This is a genomic window from Rhodococcus sp. FH8 (genome assembly GCF_019266085.1).
Classification (GTDB): Bacteria; Actinomycetota; Actinomycetes; order Mycobacteriales; family Mycobacteriaceae; genus Rhodococcus_F; species Rhodococcus_F qingshengii.
Genome location: NZ_LPNQ01000065.1, coordinates 566,831 through 583,060, shown reverse-complemented (window position 1 = coordinate 583,060; position 16,230 = coordinate 566,831). Strand labels below are relative to the sequence as shown.

The following is a 16,230-nucleotide window of genomic DNA, read 5'->3' as shown; positions in this document are numbered from 1 at the left end:
TGCCTCACATACGGAAGACGCCGAAGTTGTCGGTGCCTTCGATCGGGGCGGTGGCGATGGCCGACAGGCACATTCCCACCACGGTGCGGGTGTCTCGGGGATCGATGACGCCGTCGTCGTACAGACGACCCGACAGGAACATCGGGAGTGACTCGGCCTCGATCTGGTTCTCGATCATCGCGCGCATGCCGGCATCGGCCTGCTCGTCGAATACCTGGCCGCGCGCCTCGGCAGCAGCGCGTCCCACGATGGAGATGACGCCGGCGAGCTGCGCACCGCCCATGACGGCGGACTTGGAACTGGGCCACGCAAAGAGGAACCGCGGATCGAACGCGCGTCCGCACATACCGTAGTGACCGGCGCCGTAGGACGCTCCGAGCAGGATCGAGATGTGCGGAACCTTGGAGTTGGCAACCGCATTGATCATCATCGATCCGTGCTTGATCATGCCGCCCTCCTCGTATTCCTTACCCACCATGTACCCGGTGGTGTTGTGCAGGAACAGCAACGGCGTGTTGGAACGATTGGCGAGCTGGATGAACTGCGTGGCCTTCTGTGATTCCTCACTGAAGAGCACTCCACGTGCGTTCGCCAGGATGCCGATCGGGTAGCCGTTGAGCTCGGCCCACCCGGTCACGAGGGAGGAACCGTAGAGCGGCTTGAACTCGTCGAAGTCGGAACCGTCGACGATACGGGCGATGACCTCACGCGGATCGAACGGGATCTTAAGGTCGGCCGGAACGATGCCGAGCAACTCTTCCGGATCCTCGAGCGGTTCGATGATCTCCGCGCGCGGCGCCGGCCCCTTCTTGGTCCAGTTGAGCCGCTTGACGATCGAGCGCCCGATGCGGATCGCGTCCTGCTCGTCGGCGGCGAAGTAGTCGGCCAACCCGGACTTGCGAGCGTGCATTTCGGCGCCGCCGAGTGCCTCGTCGTCGGATTCCTCACCGGTGGCCATCTTGACCAGCGGCGGGCCTGCGAGGAACACCTTGGAGCGTTCCTTGATCATCACGACGTGGTCGGACATGCCCGGGATGTACGCACCGCCGGCCGTCGAGTTACCGAAGACCAGTGCAATGGTGGGGATTCCGGCTGCGGACAGCTGAGTGAGGTCACGGAACATACGCCCGCCCGGGATGAACACCTCTTTCTGCGTCGGCAAGTCTGCGCCACCGGACTCTACGAGGGAGATCACCGGGAGGCGGTTCTGCATGGCGATGTCGTTGGCCCGGAATCCCTTACGCAGCGTCCACGGATTGCTGGTGCCGCCGCGCACGGTGGGATCGTTGGCGACGATCAGGCATTCGACACCTTCGACGACGCCGATACCGACCACAGTGCTGGCGCCGACCGGGAAGTCACTCCCCCACGCAGCGAGGGGACACAGTTCGAGGAACGGTGAATCCTGATCGAGCAGGAGTTCGATCCGCTCGCGTGCCAGGAGCTTTCCCCGCTTGTGGTGCCGCTCGGTGTACTTCTCGCCGCCACCCGCCAACGCCTTGGCGTGCTCGACCTCGATCTCGGCGAGCTTGGTGTTCATGGTCGAAGTTGCGGTCTTGTACACCTCGGAATTGGTGTCCAGTGTTGACCGGATGACACTCATGACTGATACCCCAATCGCTTGGCCGCGAGGCCGGTGAGGATTTCGGTGGTTCCGCCACCGATTCCCAGAATTCGCATGTCCCGGTACTGCCTCTCCACTTCGCTTTCCTGCATGTATCCGAGGCCGCCGAACAGCTGAACGGCTTGGTTCGCAACCCATTCGCCCGTCTCGACTGCCGTGTTCTTGGCGAAGCACACCTCGGCGATCAGATCGCCGTCACCGGCCATGTGCCGTTCGATCACCGAGTGCGTGTACACCTTGGCGACGTCGATCTTGCGGGCCATCTCGGTGACGGTGTTCTGCACGGCCTGCCGGCTGATCAGGGGGCGACCGAAAGTCTCGCGGGCGCGACACCATTCGAGGGTCAGCTCCAGGCAACGCTCTGCACTGGCATACGCCTGCGCGGCGAGAGCGACACGTTCGGAAACAAATGCCTGGGCGATCTGTGCGAAGCCGCTGTTCTCTGCGCCAACCAGATTCTCCACCGGAACCCGAGCGTCGACAAAGGACAGTTCCGCGGTATCGGATGCGCGCCAGCCCATCTTCTCGAGTTTGCGCGAGACGGTGAATCCCGGTGTGCCCTTCTCGATCACGAGCAGTGAGACACCACCCGCACCAGGGCCACCGGTGCGGACGGCGGTGACAACGAAGTCGGCGCGAACACCAGAGGTGATGAACGTCTTGGCCCCGTTTACGACGTAGTGATCACCGTCGCGCTTGGCCGTTGTCGTCAGGTGGCCGACGTCGCTGCCACCGCCGGGTTCGGTGATGGCGAGCGAGCCGATCTTGTCGCCGCGCAGGGTCGGCTTGACCCACTTCTCGATCTGCGCCTCGTCGCCGGCCGCGATCAGGTGCGGCACCGCGATGCCGCAGGTGAAGAGCGATGCGAACAGCCCGCCCGATGCACCTGCCTGATGCATCTCCTCACAGATCACGATGGAGTCGACGGCGTCGCCGCCCTCACCACCGGCCGATTCGGGTGCGCTGGCCCCGAGGAGTCCGAGAGCGCCTGCCTTGCGGTGCAATTCGCGCGGAATCTCGCCGTCTCGCTCCCACTGCGTCAGATGCGGCAGAATCTCCTGGTTCACGAATCCGCGTACGGTCTCGCGAAGCGCAAGCCTTTCCGGTGTGGTCCACACGGTCACCGTGAATCCTCTTTCTCGTCAGTTACGGGGAGTAGCGAAATCGGGATGTCGATGTGGCGCGAACGCAGCCATTCACCAATTCCCTTGGCCTGCGGATCGAACCGCGCCTGCGAGGCGACACCCTGACCGAGAATTCCCTCGATCACGAAGTTGACGGCACGAAGGTGCGGAAGCTGGTAGCGAGTGACGTTCAGGTCTGCTGCTTCCGGTAGCAGTTCCTTGAGCATCTCGACGGTCAGTGTGTGCGCCAACCACTTCCACTGATCGTCCGTGCGAACCCAGACGCCGACGTTGGCATTTCCGCCCTTGTCGCCGCTACGGGCACCGGCGATCGTGCCGAGTGGTACTGAAAGCGACGTCTGTGGCGGCAACGGCTCCGGACGCTCCGGTTCGCCGACGGGTTCGAGGTCCTGCGTCAACGTGGACGGAGCGATGTCCACGCGCGTGCCGTCCGGCAGTACGGCCACGTGCGGCACCGATCCCGCGTCGACGTAGCCGGGGGTGAACACTCCGTACGGTTGGCCGTTGCTCGGCGGAGCCGTCAGCGAGAAGCCGGGGTAGCTGGCAAGTGCCATTTCCACCGCAACCGCGGAGAAAGGGCGACCGATCACCTTGGGGTCGGAATCGCGAACCACGCAGCGCAGCAACGCACTCGCGGTTTCCTCGGTGTCGGAATCCGGATGATCCGTGCGAGCGAGAGTCCAGACCAGTTCGGCGGGCTTCTTCGTCAGCCAGGATTCGAGCTGAGTCTTCGCCAGATCGGCCTTGGCCTCGATGTCGAGACCCGTGAGGATGAAGGTGGCCTCGTTACGGAACCCGGCCAGCGTGTTCAGGGAGACCTTGTACTGCGGCGGCGGAGCCTCGCCCGTGACGCCGCTGATCAACACCCGGTCCGGGCCTTCCTGGGTGAGCACTGCGTTGTCGATGCGGGTCGTCACGTCCGGGCCTGCATAGCGTCCACCGGTGATCTCGTACAGCAGCTGCGCCGTCACCGTGCCGACGCTCACCTCGCCGTCCGTTCCGGCGTGCTTGGTGATGACCGAGGTTCCGTCCGCGTTGATCTCGGCGATCGGGAAGCCAGGCCGGCCCAGATTGGGAATCTCTGTGAAGAACGCGTAGTTGCCGCCGGTGGCCTGGGTTCCGCACTCGATGACGTGGCCCGCCGCGACAGCACCGGCAAGCTGATCGAAATCATCTCGCTTCCAACCGAAATGGTGAGCGGCCGGACCGACGATCACCGACGCATCGGTGACCCGTCCGGTGACCACGACATCGGCGTCGGCCGACAATGCTTCGACGATGCCCCAGGCGCCGAGGTACGCATTGGCCGTCAGTGGGGAGCCGAGTCCGAGTTCGTCTGCCCGAGAGATCAAATCGTCGCCCTCGACGTGGGCGATCTTCGCGTTCAACCCCAGCTTGGTGTTGACCTCGCGCAACGCGTCGGCCAGTCCGGCGGGATTGAGACCGCCTGCATTCGCGACGATCTTCACCCCCTTGTCGAGCGCAAGGCCGAGCGTGTCCTCCACCTGCCGCAGGAACGTCTTCGCGTAGCCGAGCGACGGGTCCTTCATCCGATCCCGCCCGAGGATCAACATCGTCAGTTCGGCCAGGTAGTCGCCGGTCAGGTAGTCGAGTTCGCCGCCCTCGAGCATCTCGCGCATCGCCGAGACGCGGTCGCCGTAGAACCCAGAGCAGTTACCGATCCGTACCGAACTCATTTGCCCACCTTCGATGCTCGTCCCTCACCGCTGGATCCGACGGCGGCTCGTCCCTCACCGCTGGGTCCGGCAAAGGCCTGCGCGAACCCGAGCCACTCGTCCGCATCGGCACCCACGGCGACCAGATCGAGATCGGCGCGATTGGCACGCTGGGTGACCAGCAAGCAGAAGTCCAACGCCGGCCCGGTGACCTTCTGCGGCGCATCTTCCGGCCCCCAGGTCCAGAGCGACCCGTCCGGCGCGGTCAACTCAACCCGGAAATCGTCGGCGGGCGGCGTCTTCTCGTTGACCGAGTACGCGAAGTTTCGCGTCCGCACACCCAGGTGAGCGATGTTCTTGATGCGCGCCGTCGGAGCGCGTTCGACGCCGAGTGCGTCGGCAACGTCCTGCCCGTGCGCCCACGTCTCCATCAGTCGCGCGGTAGCCATGGAGACACCGCCCATGGGCGGGCCGTACCAGGGGAACTTGGTTCCGGCCGGGGCGGCGGTGAGCGCCTCGACGAGAGCGGTGCGCCCCGCTCGCCAATCGGCGAGCAACTCCGCCGGCTGGCGGGCCGCCTGTTCGGCAGCACCGTCGTCGACAAACCCTGCCGGGTTCACGAACGCCGCCTTCAACTGCTCCGCGAACCCGTCCGGGTCGGTGATCGCCAGGATCGCTGCACTGTCCGTCCAGTGCAGGTGCCCGATCTGATGTGCGATGGTCCACCCTTCCGCAGGCGTCATTGTCGCCCACTTCTCCTCGGGCAGATCCGCAACCAGGGCGTCGAGGCTCTCGCCTTCGGCCCGCAAGTCATCGATGAACGTCTGAAGTTCGGCCATGCGACCAGCATCACACTCACATCCATAAAAATCAAGCACGAATGATTGTTATTGCGAAATCCTGTGGTGAGAGACTGAGCTCAACTGCCATCGACAACCAGGAGCACCCATGAGCGACGCCGTACTGATCTCGCGAACCGGCGATGTGGTCACGTGGACCCTCAATCGCCCGGACACCCGCAATGCGATCTCCGAGATCGACATGATCGAGGCCCTCGAAGACGCAGTCACCGCGGTCAACCGAGATCAGAGTGTGCGCACGGTCATTCTGACGGGGGCCGGATCGGCCTTCTCCTCCGGCGGCAACGTCAAGCACATGCGAGACAAGGAGGGCATGTTCGGTGGCGCACCCGGCGAGATCCGCCAGGGCTACCGGCACGGCATCCAACGCATCCCGCTCGCGCTGTACACGTGTGAGGTGCCGACCATCGCGGCGGTCAACGGCCCGGCCATCGGAGCGGGCTGCGACCTCTCACTCATGTGCGACCTCCGCATCGCCTCGACCGCCGCAGTCTTCGCCGAGAGTTTCGTCAAGGTAGGACTCATTCCCGGCGACGGCGGAGCGTGGCTGCTCCCCCGCGCGATCGGCAACGCCCGCGCGGCCGAGATGGCGTTCACCGGTGAACCGATCGATGCTGCGAAGGCACTCGACTGGGGTCTGGTCTCGCAGGTGACCGAGCCCGAAGAATTGCTTTCCGCTGCGCACGCTTTGGCAGCTCGAGTAGCCGCCAATCCCCCGCAGGTACTCCGCATGACCAAAAAGCTCCTCCGCGAGGGCCAGCACCAGAGCCTCGAGAGCTTGCTCGAACTCTCGGCCGCCATGCAGTCGATCGCCCACCACACCCGAGATCACCACGAAGCCGTCGCCGCGATGCTCGAGCGTCGAAGTCCCGAGTTCACCGGAGAATGAAGGCCGGCAGTCAACTACTGCCGGTCGGAGCAGTCCTCACGTCGATACTGTCGCTCCAGTTCGGAGCGGCATTCGCGACGACACTGTTCTCGCAGATCGGGCCGGCCGGAGCCACGACGCTGCGGCTGACGATCGCCGCGATCATCCTCGGCGTCATCGTCCGCCCGCGATGGAGCAGATGGTCGAACCGGCAGCGCAAAGGCATCTTCGCGCTGGGCATCGCCCTCGCCGTGATGAACGGCGCCTTCTACCTCGCCCTCGACACGGTGCCCATCGGAACGGCCGTCACCATCGAGTTCCTCGGACCGCTCACCCTGGCCGCAGTTCTGTCTCGTCGGTGGGCCGACGGAGCATGGGTGCTGCTCGCCTTCGGCGGAGTGTTGCTGCTCGGGTTGGGCGATCACGGCGAATCCGGTTTGGACCCGATCGGGGTGATGTTCGCGTTGATCGCCGCTACTGCGTGGGCTGGATACATCGTGGCCGGTTCCCACCTGGCCGCGACGCTCCCGAGCGCCGACGGGTTGGCAGGCGCAAGCATCGTCGCGGCCGTATTGACGCTGCCCTTCGGCGTCGTCTCGGGCGGAAGTGAACTGCTGGATCCGACGATGCTCGCCGCAGGCGCAGCCGTCGCCGTCCTCTCGTCCGTCATCCCGTACAGCTTGGAAATGTGGGCGCTGCGCTCTCTAGCCAAGAAAGTCTTTGCCGTCCTCATCGCCCTCGAACCCGCAGCGGCCGCACTGGCCGGAGTCCTCGTGATCGGGCAAACGCTCGACGCGTTCGCACTCGTGGCCATCGCACTGGTGGTGGCCGCGGGCGTCGGCACAGTCGTCATGAATCGAAAACCCACAGCGAAGTAGTCCAGGTACCGTCAGAGCACGTCATTCCAACGCACAGGAGAACCATGACCAACCCGATAATCGCCACCGTTCTCGGTAACACCCCGCAGATCGACGAAAGTGCGTTCATCGCACCCAACGCCACCGTTGTCGGCGCGGTGACCATCGCTGCGGGAGCCAGCATCTGGTACGGCGCGGTCATCCGCGGCGACGCAGAATCGATCTCCATCGGCGCTGACACCAACATTCAGGACAACTGCACCGTGCACGCCGACCCGACGTTCCCCGCAGTGCTGGGCGAACGAATCTCGGTCGGCCACAACGCAGTGCTGCACGGGTGCACCGTCGAAGACGACGTTCTCGTCGGCATGGGTGCCGTGGTGCTCAACGGCGCACACATCGGCTCGGGGTCACTGATTGCAGCCGGCGCCGTCGTGTCTCAGGGGATGCAAATCCCGCCTGGATCACTGGTCGCCGGCGTGCCCGCCAAGGTCAAACGTGAACTCTCCGAAGGCGAAAAGGCCGGTATCACCGCCAACGGCGCCGGCTACATCATGCTCGCGAAGGCTCACCAGGACATCGAACAAGCCTGATCGAAACGACGCTCGCGGCCGGTAGCAGCAAGAGCAACGACTAGCCTCGGGGCCGCAACGTGCTGTTCGGCAACTCGGGTGCCGGGAGCGCCGGACCGTCGTATCCCGGCACGACGCCGAAACGCCGGTCCGGGACGCTGCCGTCGAATCCGGAGGCAAGCTCGGCCTGCCACTTGCGTCGATACTCGACGATCTCTTCGTGTGTACGGCCCATGAAGTTCCACCACATGATGACCTGCTCGCCCAACGGTTTCCCGCCGAGAAGTAGCAGTCGAGCCGGTTCGGATCCCGGATTGCGCAAAGTCAGTTTTCCGAAACCCGGTGCTTGATAACCCAACTCGGCCCAGCCGACAGTGGTACCACGCAGAACAACCGATCCTTGATCGACGATCACGCCGTGCTCATGTGAACGATCGACATCGAGGGCGATCTCGGCCCCAGGATCGAGAATCACCTCGGCACCGAGTAATTCGGTGAAGGTAGACACCGGAGACGTTTCACCGGCGAGCGAACCGAGGAACACACTGAGCGTGACACCATCGGTGGTCACCGGCTCCGGTCGATAGTGAACGAACGCGGGTGCGGTATCGCGCGCCGCATCCGGCAGCGCCACCCACAACTGCATCCCGTGCAGAACCTTCGTATTCGGCGTCGACACCTCGGAGTGCGCGATCCCACTCCCGGCCGTCATCAGATTCAGTTCACCCGGCCGTACCATCGCATGGGAACCGATGCTGTCACGGTGCTCGATCTCTCCGGTGAACAGCCAACTCACCGTCTGCAAACCGGTATGCGGATGCGGCGGCACATGCATGCCCGGTCCTGAGCCGACGTCATCCGGACCGTAATGATCTGCAAAACACCATCCCCCGATCAGCGAACGCTCGCGTTGCGGGAGGGTGCGTCGCACTCGCATGGCCCGCGGGCCACCGAGCGGTACGTCGCGCGGGGTGAGGATCTGAATCTCGCTCTCCGCCGGATGGCCTTCGCATTCCTGCTCGACGGGCTGCGCTTCGAGGTTGCTCATATCGTCCATCCTGCCTCCAGTCATGACTGCGCGAGACGCAGACGCGTGCACAATTCGGCCAACAGTCGAAGTTCATCCGCGTCCAGGGCCGGTCCGACGTGGCGGCGAATGCTCGCCGCATGACGGCGACCCACTGATTTCTGCAGCGCTGCACCCGTTTCGGTGAGTTGCACGATCGTCCCGCGGCGATCCTGTGGATCAACACTTCTCGTTACCAGACCTTCGCCCTCCAACCGTTCCACCAGGCGACTGAGCGAAGGCTGGCTCAGCAATATCTCCCGATTCAGGTCATGCAGGCGAAGGGAACTACTCGGCGCAAGACTCAGCGTGAACAGCACGTCGTACTCGCGCATCGACACCTGATCCCAGACGTCGTCGGCAGAGAGCCGCCGCATCACCGACACCTGGGCGCGAAACAAGGCTTCCCAGGCGTCGGTGGCGAGTTCGGTGGTGCTGACCGGAACCTCAGGCGGTTGCTCGTCAGGCAGTGACACTGCTTGCCTCACGAGCCGCCTTCATCGACGCGTGAGTGGGCGGGTTGTCCGGCACATGTGCTGGCCGCCTGGCCGCGAACTCACGGCGCAGAACCGGAACAACTTCCTCACCGAGCAGATCGAGCTGCTCGAGCACCGTCTTCAACGGCAGTCCGGCGTGATCCATCAGGAACAGCTGGCGCTGGTAGTCACCGAAGAAATCGGCAAACGCCAACGTCTTCTCGATGACCTGTTCAGGGGAACCGACGGTCAGCGGCGTCTGCTCGGTGAACTCTTCGAGTGAGGGCCCGTGGCCGTACACCGGAGCATTGTCGAAATACGGACGGAATTCCTTGACCGCGTCCTGACTGTTCTTGCGCATGAAGACCTGACCACCGAGACCGACGATCGCCTGATCCGCGGACCCGTGGCCGTAATGCTCGTAACGCCGGCGGTAAAGATTGATCAGCTCGATGTAGTGCTCTTTCGGCCAGAAGATGTTGTTCGCGAAGAATCCGTCGCCGTGATACGCCGCGATCTCCGCGATCTCGGGGCTGCGGATCGAGCCGTGCCACACGAACGGCGCGACGCCGTCCAGCGGGCGCGGGGTGGACGTGAATCCCTGGAGTGGAGTGCGGTACTCCCCTTGCCAGTTCACGACCTCCTCGTCCCAGAGCCGGCGAAGAAGTTGATAGTTCTCGAGCGCCAACGGGATACCGGCGCGAATGTCCTTGCCGAACCACGGGTACACAGGCGCGGTGTTTCCGCGTCCCATCATCAGGTCGACGCGCCCCTCGGCGAGGTGTTGAAGCATCGCGTAATCCTCGGCGATCTTCACCGGGTCGTTGGTGGTGATCAGCGTCGTGGACGTGGAGAGCGTGATCTTCTCGGTCTGGGCCGCGATGTATCCGAGCATCGTGGTCGGAGATGACGGCACGAACGGCTTGTTGTGATGCTCGCCGGTCGCGAAGACGTCGAGACCGACTTCCTCGGCGTGCTTGGCGATGGTCGTCATGGCCTTGATGCGCTCGTGCTCTGTCGGGGTCTTACCCGTCGTGGGATCAGTGGTGACGTCACCGACCGTGAAGATTCCGAACTGCATGGTTGCTCCTCCGCGAACTAGATCCATGCGTTTGCATGTAACTGATCAAACATTCAACCATCCAGCTGTATTCCACGGCAAAAAGGTGAGGGCGGCACACAAGATGTGTGCCGCCCTCACCTGGACGAACGATCTACCGAAAAGCGGTCAGTGCATAACGATCGGCGTTGCCGTCTCGCCCTCGGCCACCGGCCTGGTGGTCTTGCTCCGCGGCAGGAAGAACGCCGGGATGAGGGTCAGGACGATAAGCACAGTGGCAACGAGGAAGGTGTTACCGAAGGCATCCGACGCCGCACTGAGAATCGAATTCGCAGCAGACTCCTGCGGACTTCCCGGTTCGGTCGGAATGTGCGAGGCCGCACCGACCATCGTCGTGTCGAGGCCACGATCGAGAAGCTGGTTGGTCAAGACCACCGACATCACGGCGGTACCGATCGAACCTGCGGTCTGCTGAACGATGTTCATCAGGGTGGAGCCGCGAGCAATCTGCTCGTTGGAGAGCGTCACGATAGCTGCGGTCATCAGCGGCATCATGGTGCAACCCATACCGAGGCCCATGACGAACAAGGCGCCCATCAGCAGCCACGTCGGGGAATCCGAGGCAACCTGTGTGAACACACCCAAACCGATGAGAATCAGCGGCAAACCGGTCAGGACGATCTTGCCCGGGCCGATCTTGTCGACCAGTCGACCAGCGATCGGCATGGTGACCATAGCGCCCAGACCCTGCGGAGCCATCAACAATCCGGCCGCGAGCGTGGTGTGACCGCCGACCTGGATGAAGTAGCTCGGGAACAGCAACCCGGCGCCCATGAAGGCGACGATGAACAGCGACGTCGTGATGACGGCGGTGGTCAACTGACGGTTCTTGAACAGGTGCAGGTCGATCAGCGGGTGATCCTTGTTGAGCGCGTGGAACACGAAGGCGATGATCAGCGCCAGACCGATACCGGCCGACACCAGAACCCGAGCGGACGCGACGGTTCCCACCTCAGGGATGGACGACACACCGAACAGGAACAGCGCCAGGCCGGGCGACAGCAGGATCATGCCGAGGAAGTCGAACGACTCCGAAGGCTTCGCCTTGTCGGACGGCAGAATGATGAATGCTGCTGCCAACGCGATGATGCCGATCGGCAGGTTGATCAGGAAGATCCAGTGCCAGCTCGCGGCCTCGATCAGCCAACCACCAAGAATCGGGCCACCGATGGGGCCGAGCAGCATCGGGATACCGAGAACTGCCATGACGCGACCGACGCGGTCCGGACCGGCGGCCCGGGTCATGATGGTCATACCGAGCGGCATCAACATGCCGCCGCCGAGGCCCTGGAGCACACGGAAGCCGATGAGCGAGGTGATGTCCCACGCCATCGCACAGGCGACCGAACCGAGCACGAACAGCACCAGGGCCGTCATGTAGAGGCGCTTGGTGCCGAAACGGTCGGCAGCCCAACCGGTAACCGGAATGACCGTCGCCAAAGCGAGGGTGTAGGCCGTCATCGTCCACGCGACGGTGGCGTACGAAGTTTCGAAGTCCTCGGCAAAGGTGGTGAGCGCGACGCTCACCACGGTTACGTCGAGAATCGACATGATGGCGCCGAGCACCACCACGGAAGCGATCTTGAGGACCGCCCCGTCAAGTTTGTCGGACGCCGGTGCCGGCGCGTTCGGCGATGTCATCGCGAAGTCTCCTGGTTAAGTGCTCGCAGATAGTCACCCGCGAGAATGGGCTTGAGAGCCTCGAACAAACGAATCCGCTCTGGCTCAGGAACACGCGACGCGAATTCGCGAAGCTGGCCGCGCTTGCACTCGATGTGGTTGGTCGTCACCTTACGACCGGCCTCCGACAAGGAAACCCGCTTGACGCGTCGGTCCCGCTCGTCTTCACGGCGATCGACCAGACCCATGTTCACGAGCTGATCGATGTTCCGCCCCGTAGCTGCCACCGAGAGCCGAAGCTCGTCGGCAACCTCGTTGATCGGGATCGCCGCATCACGTTGTGCAAGTACGAACAGCACACGCACCTGAGAGAACGAGAGATCCAGTTCGATCAACGCATCGATCGACTCCGAATCACCGGCGCTCATCAGGCGAGTGAACAACTCGTCGAGTGCTCCATACAGGTCATCAGAATCGGAAGCGATCACCTGGCAAATGGTAGTGCGGTTGCAACTATTGCCCAAATGAAAACATGTTGCAACTTATTATTTGGTGACCACCATCACGTTGCGAAGAATCATTCCTGCAGCAAGATGGCCTTTCCGAGAACTTTGCCGCTTTCGAGATCAGCCAGGGCAACTGCTGCATCGGCAAGCGGATACCGTGCCTTGACCAGCGGACGCAAGCCGTTTCGGACGTGTTCTACCAGCGATGCGTGTACCTCGGCTACCGCCTCGGGATTGGTACGCGTGAACTCACCCCATGCCGCGCCGACAATGCTGATATTGCGAAACAGCACCCGGTTCACCTTTACCTCGGGAATACCGCCGCCGGCGAATCCGATCACCACGAGTCGTCCTTCGGGTGCCAGAACCCGGACCGCGTCGTCGAACGCATCGCCGCCCACCGGATCCACCACGATCTGAGCGCCGACGCCGTCGGTCAGTTCCCGAATCCGCTCTCCCCATCCCGGAGCCAGCGCGACCACCTCGTCGGCACCGAGCTCACGCAAGAAGTCATCGACGCCCTCGCGTCGTACCACGGCGATCACCCGGGCACCGTGCGCCTTGGCCAGCTGGATGGTTGCCGTTCCGACTCCGCCTGCAGCGCCGAGCACGACGACAGTCTCCCCCGCGACGATCTTCGCGCGACGAGCGAGCGCGAACTCCATCGTCTGATAGTTGATGATCAGCGAGGCCGCCTCGTCGAAGGCGAGTCCGTCCGGAATTCGGAGTACCTGCGCCGGGTTGACGGCAATCCGCTCTGCATACCCACCCAGATACGCGGCCGCGAGAACACGATCGCCCGGAGCGAAACCCGACCCTTCCGGCGCGGAGACCACGACGCCCGAGATCTCCGCGCCGGGAATGAACGGCGGTTCCGGGCGGATCTGATACTTGCCGTAGGTGATGAGCAGGTCCGGAAAGCAGACGCCACTTGCCTTCACATCGATGAGAACAAGACCTTCGGCTGCGGGCTCGGGAACCTCCTGCGCGACAATTCCTTCGGGACCGGACAGTTCCGTAACCACCATGGCGCGCACAGAAAGCTCCTCTTCGGGACATCTGAAGTCTGGACCGGTAACCCGGTTTTCTCGACTTTAACCCGGTACTCACGTCAGATCATCGTTCGCTCCCGATGTGCAGACGTTCGAGTCCGTCGAGAATCAGATCGAGACCGAAAGCGAATTCGGCGGCGTAGCTGTATCCCGGAGCAAGGACGTGCTCGGTGGTCAACTCGGCCAGGTGCGGATACTGACCGCTCTCGAACGAGCCCATGATCGCCTTCGCCAGTTCCGTCGTTTCCTGCGCTGTTTCGAACGGCAAGCTCACTTCTTGCAGCACGAAGCCGTAGATGTACGCATCCATGATCGAAAAGGCATGCGCAGCAAGGGCGACGGGAAAGTCGGCGGCGCGTAGCGTTCCGATGACGGCATCGTGGTGGCGCAGGGTCGCGGGACCAGGCGTCGTTCGGGACTCCATCAACGGAGTTGCCCACGGGTGCCTCCCCAACACTTCCCTTGTCGATACCGCTCGCACGTGAAGTTCCGTGCGCCACGGGCGTCCCGGCGTCGGCAGATCGATCTCCGCGAAGACCGCATCGACCATTCCGTCGAGCAGATCCCCCTTGTCCGAAACATGGTTGTACAGAGACATCGCTTCGACGCCCAGTTCGGTGCCCAACTTCCGCATGGTCATCGAATCGATTCCGACGGAATCGGCAAGCGCGACAGCAGCGTGTACGACGTCGTCTCGGGTCAATCTTGCGCGCTTCTCCACGTTGACAGAACTTACACCGTAAGTGCAATACTTACGCTGTAAGTATTCGACGAACGGAGACTCGCATGCCGAAGGAACTGATGACCGCCGTCGTACAGGATCGCTACGGCGAGGCCGACGTTCTCTACGTCGACCACATTCCGCGCCCCACTGTCGCCGACAACGAAGTGCTGATACGCGTCGAGGCCGCGTCCGTCGACCGCGGGGCATGGCATCTCATGGCCGGACTGCCATATCCGTTGCGCCTCGCGGGTTTCGGGCTGCGCAGACCTAGGAACCGGGTACGCGGACTGGACGTATCCGGCCGAGTCGAGGCCGTCGGCAGTTCGGTGACCCGCGTGGCAGTCGGCCAGGAGGTATACGGGATCGCGGTCGGTTCGTTCGCGGAGTACGCACGCGCACTCGAGACGAAGATTGCCGCAAAACCTGCCCGGTTGTCGTTCGCACAAGCAGCAGCGGTGCCGGTCTCCGCCCTCACAGCGTTGCAAGCCGTGCGCGACCACGGCCGCGTGCAGGCGGGCCAATCCGTCCTCGTACTCGGCGCATCCGGTGGCGTCGGGATCTACGCGGTGCAGGTGGCAAAAGCCATGGGCGCTCACGTCACCGGCGTGTGCAGCACCTCGAAAACCGATACCGTCCGCTCCATCGGTGCCGACGAGGTTCTCGACTACCGCGTCGACGACGCCACCGACGGATCGCATCGGTACGACGTCATCATCGACACCGGCGGCAACCGCCGACTGCGAGATCTTCGACGGGCGCTCACACGCACCGGAACGCTGGTGATCGTCGGCGGCGAGAACGGCGGACGGTGGCTCGGCGGAACCGATCGCCAAATACGCGCACAGTGCTTGTCTCCGTTCATATCTCAGAAAATGGGCACCTTCATCGCTTCGGAGAACGCCGACGATCTGGAGGTCCTGACGCAGATGATCGACGCAGGTGACATCACCCCGGTGATCGACTCCGTTCATCCCCTTGCCGACACCGCCGTCGCCGTGGCACGAATGGTCGACGGCTCCGGCTGCGGAAAGCAGATAATCGCCACTCGCTGAAAAGCCTGACAGAATCGGCTCACTCCAGCGAACAGGAATCTCACGTGAACCCAGATCTCACGCTCGCGCAACAGCCGGACCGAGGACCGATCTTCGTCAAGTCACGCCCGGTCCGCACCGGCGACATCGACGTCGCCAAGCAGGTCAGGCTCGACGCCGTCGCCCGCTACCTGCAGGACATCGGCAACGACAACATCGAGGCCGCGGGAGCCATCGACACCCATCCGCTCTGGATAGTGCGTCGTACGGTCGTCGACGTCGTACGCCCGGCGATCTGGCCGGAAGAGTTGACGATGACTCGCTGGTGCTCCGGCTTCTCCACGAGATGGGCGAACATGCGTGTGCGCTTCGACGGCAGCAACGGCGCGCTGATGGAAACCGAAGGCTTCTGGATCAACATCAGCGCCGAGTCGGGCATGCCCACGCGGATGAGTGACGACTTCATGCGGCCACTGGAGGAATCCACCGACGAGCATCGCCTGAAGTGGAAGCGAGTCCTCGCCGAGAACGCACCGGAGGCGGACGACGCCGGTGTTCTGGACACGCCGTTCGCTCTGCGCGCCACGGATATCGACCCGTTCGACCACGTCAACAACGCCGTCTACTGGCAGGCAGTCGAAGAGGTCCTCAGCGCTCGCACCGAACTACGGACAGTTCCGCATCGAGCACTGATCGAGTACCTCTCCCCCATCGTCTCCAGCGACGACGTCGTCCTGCGCAGCCGCGTCGACGACAAGACCGTCACGGTCTGGTTCCTGGTCGGCGAAGCGCTCCGCGCAGTTGCGCAGGTGAGCGCCCTCTAACGCAGTTTCTGGGTCGCGACAGCCGCGACACCGAACACCAACGCAAGAAGAATCGCGGCCCAGAAACCGAAGAGCCACCACACCACGCCGAACACGACCACTGCCGGGGCAACGGTGATGAAAGCGATGGTGGGGCTTTCTCGTACCACCTCGAGTGCAGTTCGGGCATTAGTTCGATCGAGCTTCTTACCGGCCATCGAAAACCTCCT

General features: G+C 63.3%; 17 protein-coding genes. 5 read left to right on the top strand and 12 right to left on the bottom strand.

Translation table 11 applies throughout. The features are described 5' to 3' along the window. Positions 1-4: 4 nt before the first annotated feature. Genes ATN38_RS17170 through ATN38_RS17155 form a run of 4 tightly spaced genes read right to left on the bottom strand, consistent with a single transcriptional unit; the run spans position 5 to position 5,284 of the window. Positions 5-1,603, bottom strand: a complete 1,599-nt coding sequence (locus tag ATN38_RS17170; protein WP_042921023.1) for an acyl-CoA carboxylase subunit beta — start codon at positions 1,601-1,603, stop codon at positions 5-7. Continuing rightward, the gene (locus tag ATN38_RS17165; protein WP_042921024.1) at positions 1,600-2,748 is read right to left on the bottom strand and encodes an acyl-CoA dehydrogenase family protein; all 1,149 of its coding nucleotides are present in this window, start codon (positions 2,746-2,748) and stop codon (positions 1,600-1,602) included. The genes ATN38_RS17170 and ATN38_RS17165 overlap by 4 nt, the downstream gene beginning before the upstream one ends. Continuing rightward, positions 2,745-4,466: an acyclic terpene utilization AtuA family protein gene (locus tag ATN38_RS17160; protein WP_047268913.1), complete on the bottom strand. Its 1,722-nt coding sequence runs from the start codon at positions 4,464-4,466 to the stop codon at positions 2,745-2,747. Before ATN38_RS17160 ends, ATN38_RS17165 begins: the two co-directional genes overlap by 4 nt. Then, positions 4,463-5,284, bottom strand: coding sequence for a TIGR03084 family metal-binding protein (locus ATN38_RS17155; RefSeq protein WP_003941918.1), 822 nt, complete (start codon positions 5,282-5,284; stop codon positions 4,463-4,465). The genes ATN38_RS17160 and ATN38_RS17155 overlap by 4 nt, the downstream gene beginning before the upstream one ends. Positions 5,285-5,393: 109 nt before the next feature. On the opposite strand from ATN38_RS17155, the gene ATN38_RS17150 reads away from it, so the two are divergent. Genes ATN38_RS17150 through ATN38_RS17140 form a run of 3 tightly spaced genes read left to right on the top strand, consistent with a single transcriptional unit; the run spans position 5,394 to position 7,623 of the window. Next, positions 5,394-6,194 carry a crotonase/enoyl-CoA hydratase family protein gene (locus ATN38_RS17150; RefSeq protein ID WP_047268912.1) on the top strand — a complete coding sequence of 267 codons (801 nt, stop codon included), beginning with the start codon at positions 5,394-5,396 and terminating at the stop codon, positions 6,192-6,194. After that, positions 6,191-7,051 carry a DMT family transporter gene (locus ATN38_RS17145; RefSeq protein ID WP_076948841.1) on the top strand — a complete coding sequence of 287 codons (861 nt, stop codon included), beginning with the start codon at positions 6,191-6,193 and terminating at the stop codon, positions 7,049-7,051. The genes ATN38_RS17150 and ATN38_RS17145 overlap by 4 nt, the downstream gene beginning before the upstream one ends. A 44-nt stretch (positions 7,052-7,095) precedes the next feature. Next, positions 7,096-7,623, top strand: a complete 528-nt coding sequence (locus ATN38_RS17140) for a gamma carbonic anhydrase family protein (protein ID WP_003941993.1) — start codon at positions 7,096-7,098, stop codon at positions 7,621-7,623. Between the two features lie 40 nt (positions 7,624-7,663). On the opposite strand, the gene ATN38_RS17135 is transcribed toward ATN38_RS17140, so the two are convergent. The 7 genes from ATN38_RS17135 to ATN38_RS17105 form a co-directional block, all read right to left on the bottom strand. Beyond that, positions 7,664-8,650 (bottom strand): pirin family protein, encoded by a 987-nt coding sequence (locus tag ATN38_RS17135; RefSeq protein WP_039972959.1) that lies wholly within the window; start codon positions 8,648-8,650, stop codon positions 7,664-7,666. Between the two features lie 20 nt (positions 8,651-8,670). Then, positions 8,671-9,144, bottom strand: coding sequence for a MarR family winged helix-turn-helix transcriptional regulator (locus ATN38_RS17130; RefSeq protein WP_007728410.1), 474 nt, complete (start codon positions 9,142-9,144; stop codon positions 8,671-8,673). Continuing rightward, the gene (locus ATN38_RS17125; RefSeq protein WP_054187847.1) at positions 9,131-10,225 is read right to left on the bottom strand and encodes an LLM class flavin-dependent oxidoreductase; all 1,095 of its coding nucleotides are present in this window, start codon (positions 10,223-10,225) and stop codon (positions 9,131-9,133) included. The genes ATN38_RS17130 and ATN38_RS17125 overlap by 14 nt, the downstream gene beginning before the upstream one ends. Positions 10,226-10,372: 147 nt before the next feature. Then, entirely contained in the window at positions 10,373-11,905 is a 1,533-nt protein-coding gene (locus ATN38_RS17120) for a DHA2 family efflux MFS transporter permease subunit (RefSeq protein ID WP_003942006.1), read from the bottom strand. Further along, a complete protein-coding gene (locus ATN38_RS17115) occupies positions 11,902-12,372 on the bottom strand; it encodes a MarR family winged helix-turn-helix transcriptional regulator (protein WP_003941890.1) in 471 nt (156 codons plus the stop codon). Before ATN38_RS17115 ends, ATN38_RS17120 begins: the two co-directional genes overlap by 4 nt. Positions 12,373-12,461: 89 nt before the next feature. Further along, positions 12,462-13,427 (bottom strand): NADPH:quinone oxidoreductase family protein, encoded by a 966-nt coding sequence (locus ATN38_RS17110; protein WP_003941986.1) that lies wholly within the window; start codon positions 13,425-13,427, stop codon positions 12,462-12,464. Between the two features lie 79 nt (positions 13,428-13,506). Then, the gene (locus ATN38_RS17105) at positions 13,507-14,163 is read right to left on the bottom strand and encodes a TetR/AcrR family transcriptional regulator (RefSeq protein WP_003941871.1); all 657 of its coding nucleotides are present in this window, start codon (positions 14,161-14,163) and stop codon (positions 13,507-13,509) included. A gap of 65 nt (positions 14,164-14,228) precedes the next feature. On the opposite strand from ATN38_RS17105, the gene ATN38_RS17100 reads away from it, so the two are divergent. Both ATN38_RS17100 and ATN38_RS17095 read left to right on the top strand, forming a co-directional pair. Next, complete coding sequence (locus tag ATN38_RS17100) at positions 14,229-15,218, top strand: NAD(P)-dependent alcohol dehydrogenase (RefSeq protein WP_007728421.1); 990 nt, start codon at positions 14,229-14,231, stop codon at positions 15,216-15,218. 44 nt (positions 15,219-15,262) lie between these two features. Beyond that, positions 15,263-16,021, top strand: coding sequence for an acyl-[acyl-carrier-protein] thioesterase (locus tag ATN38_RS17095; protein ID WP_007728423.1), 759 nt, complete (start codon positions 15,263-15,265; stop codon positions 16,019-16,021). On the opposite strand, the gene ATN38_RS17090 is transcribed toward ATN38_RS17095, so the two are convergent. Next, positions 16,018-16,218 carry a hypothetical protein gene (locus ATN38_RS17090; protein WP_003941897.1) on the bottom strand — a complete coding sequence of 67 codons (201 nt, stop codon included), beginning with the start codon at positions 16,216-16,218 and terminating at the stop codon, positions 16,018-16,020. The two genes, ATN38_RS17095 and ATN38_RS17090, sit on opposite strands and share 4 nt — an antisense overlap. Between the last annotated feature and the right edge of the window lie 12 nt (positions 16,219-16,230).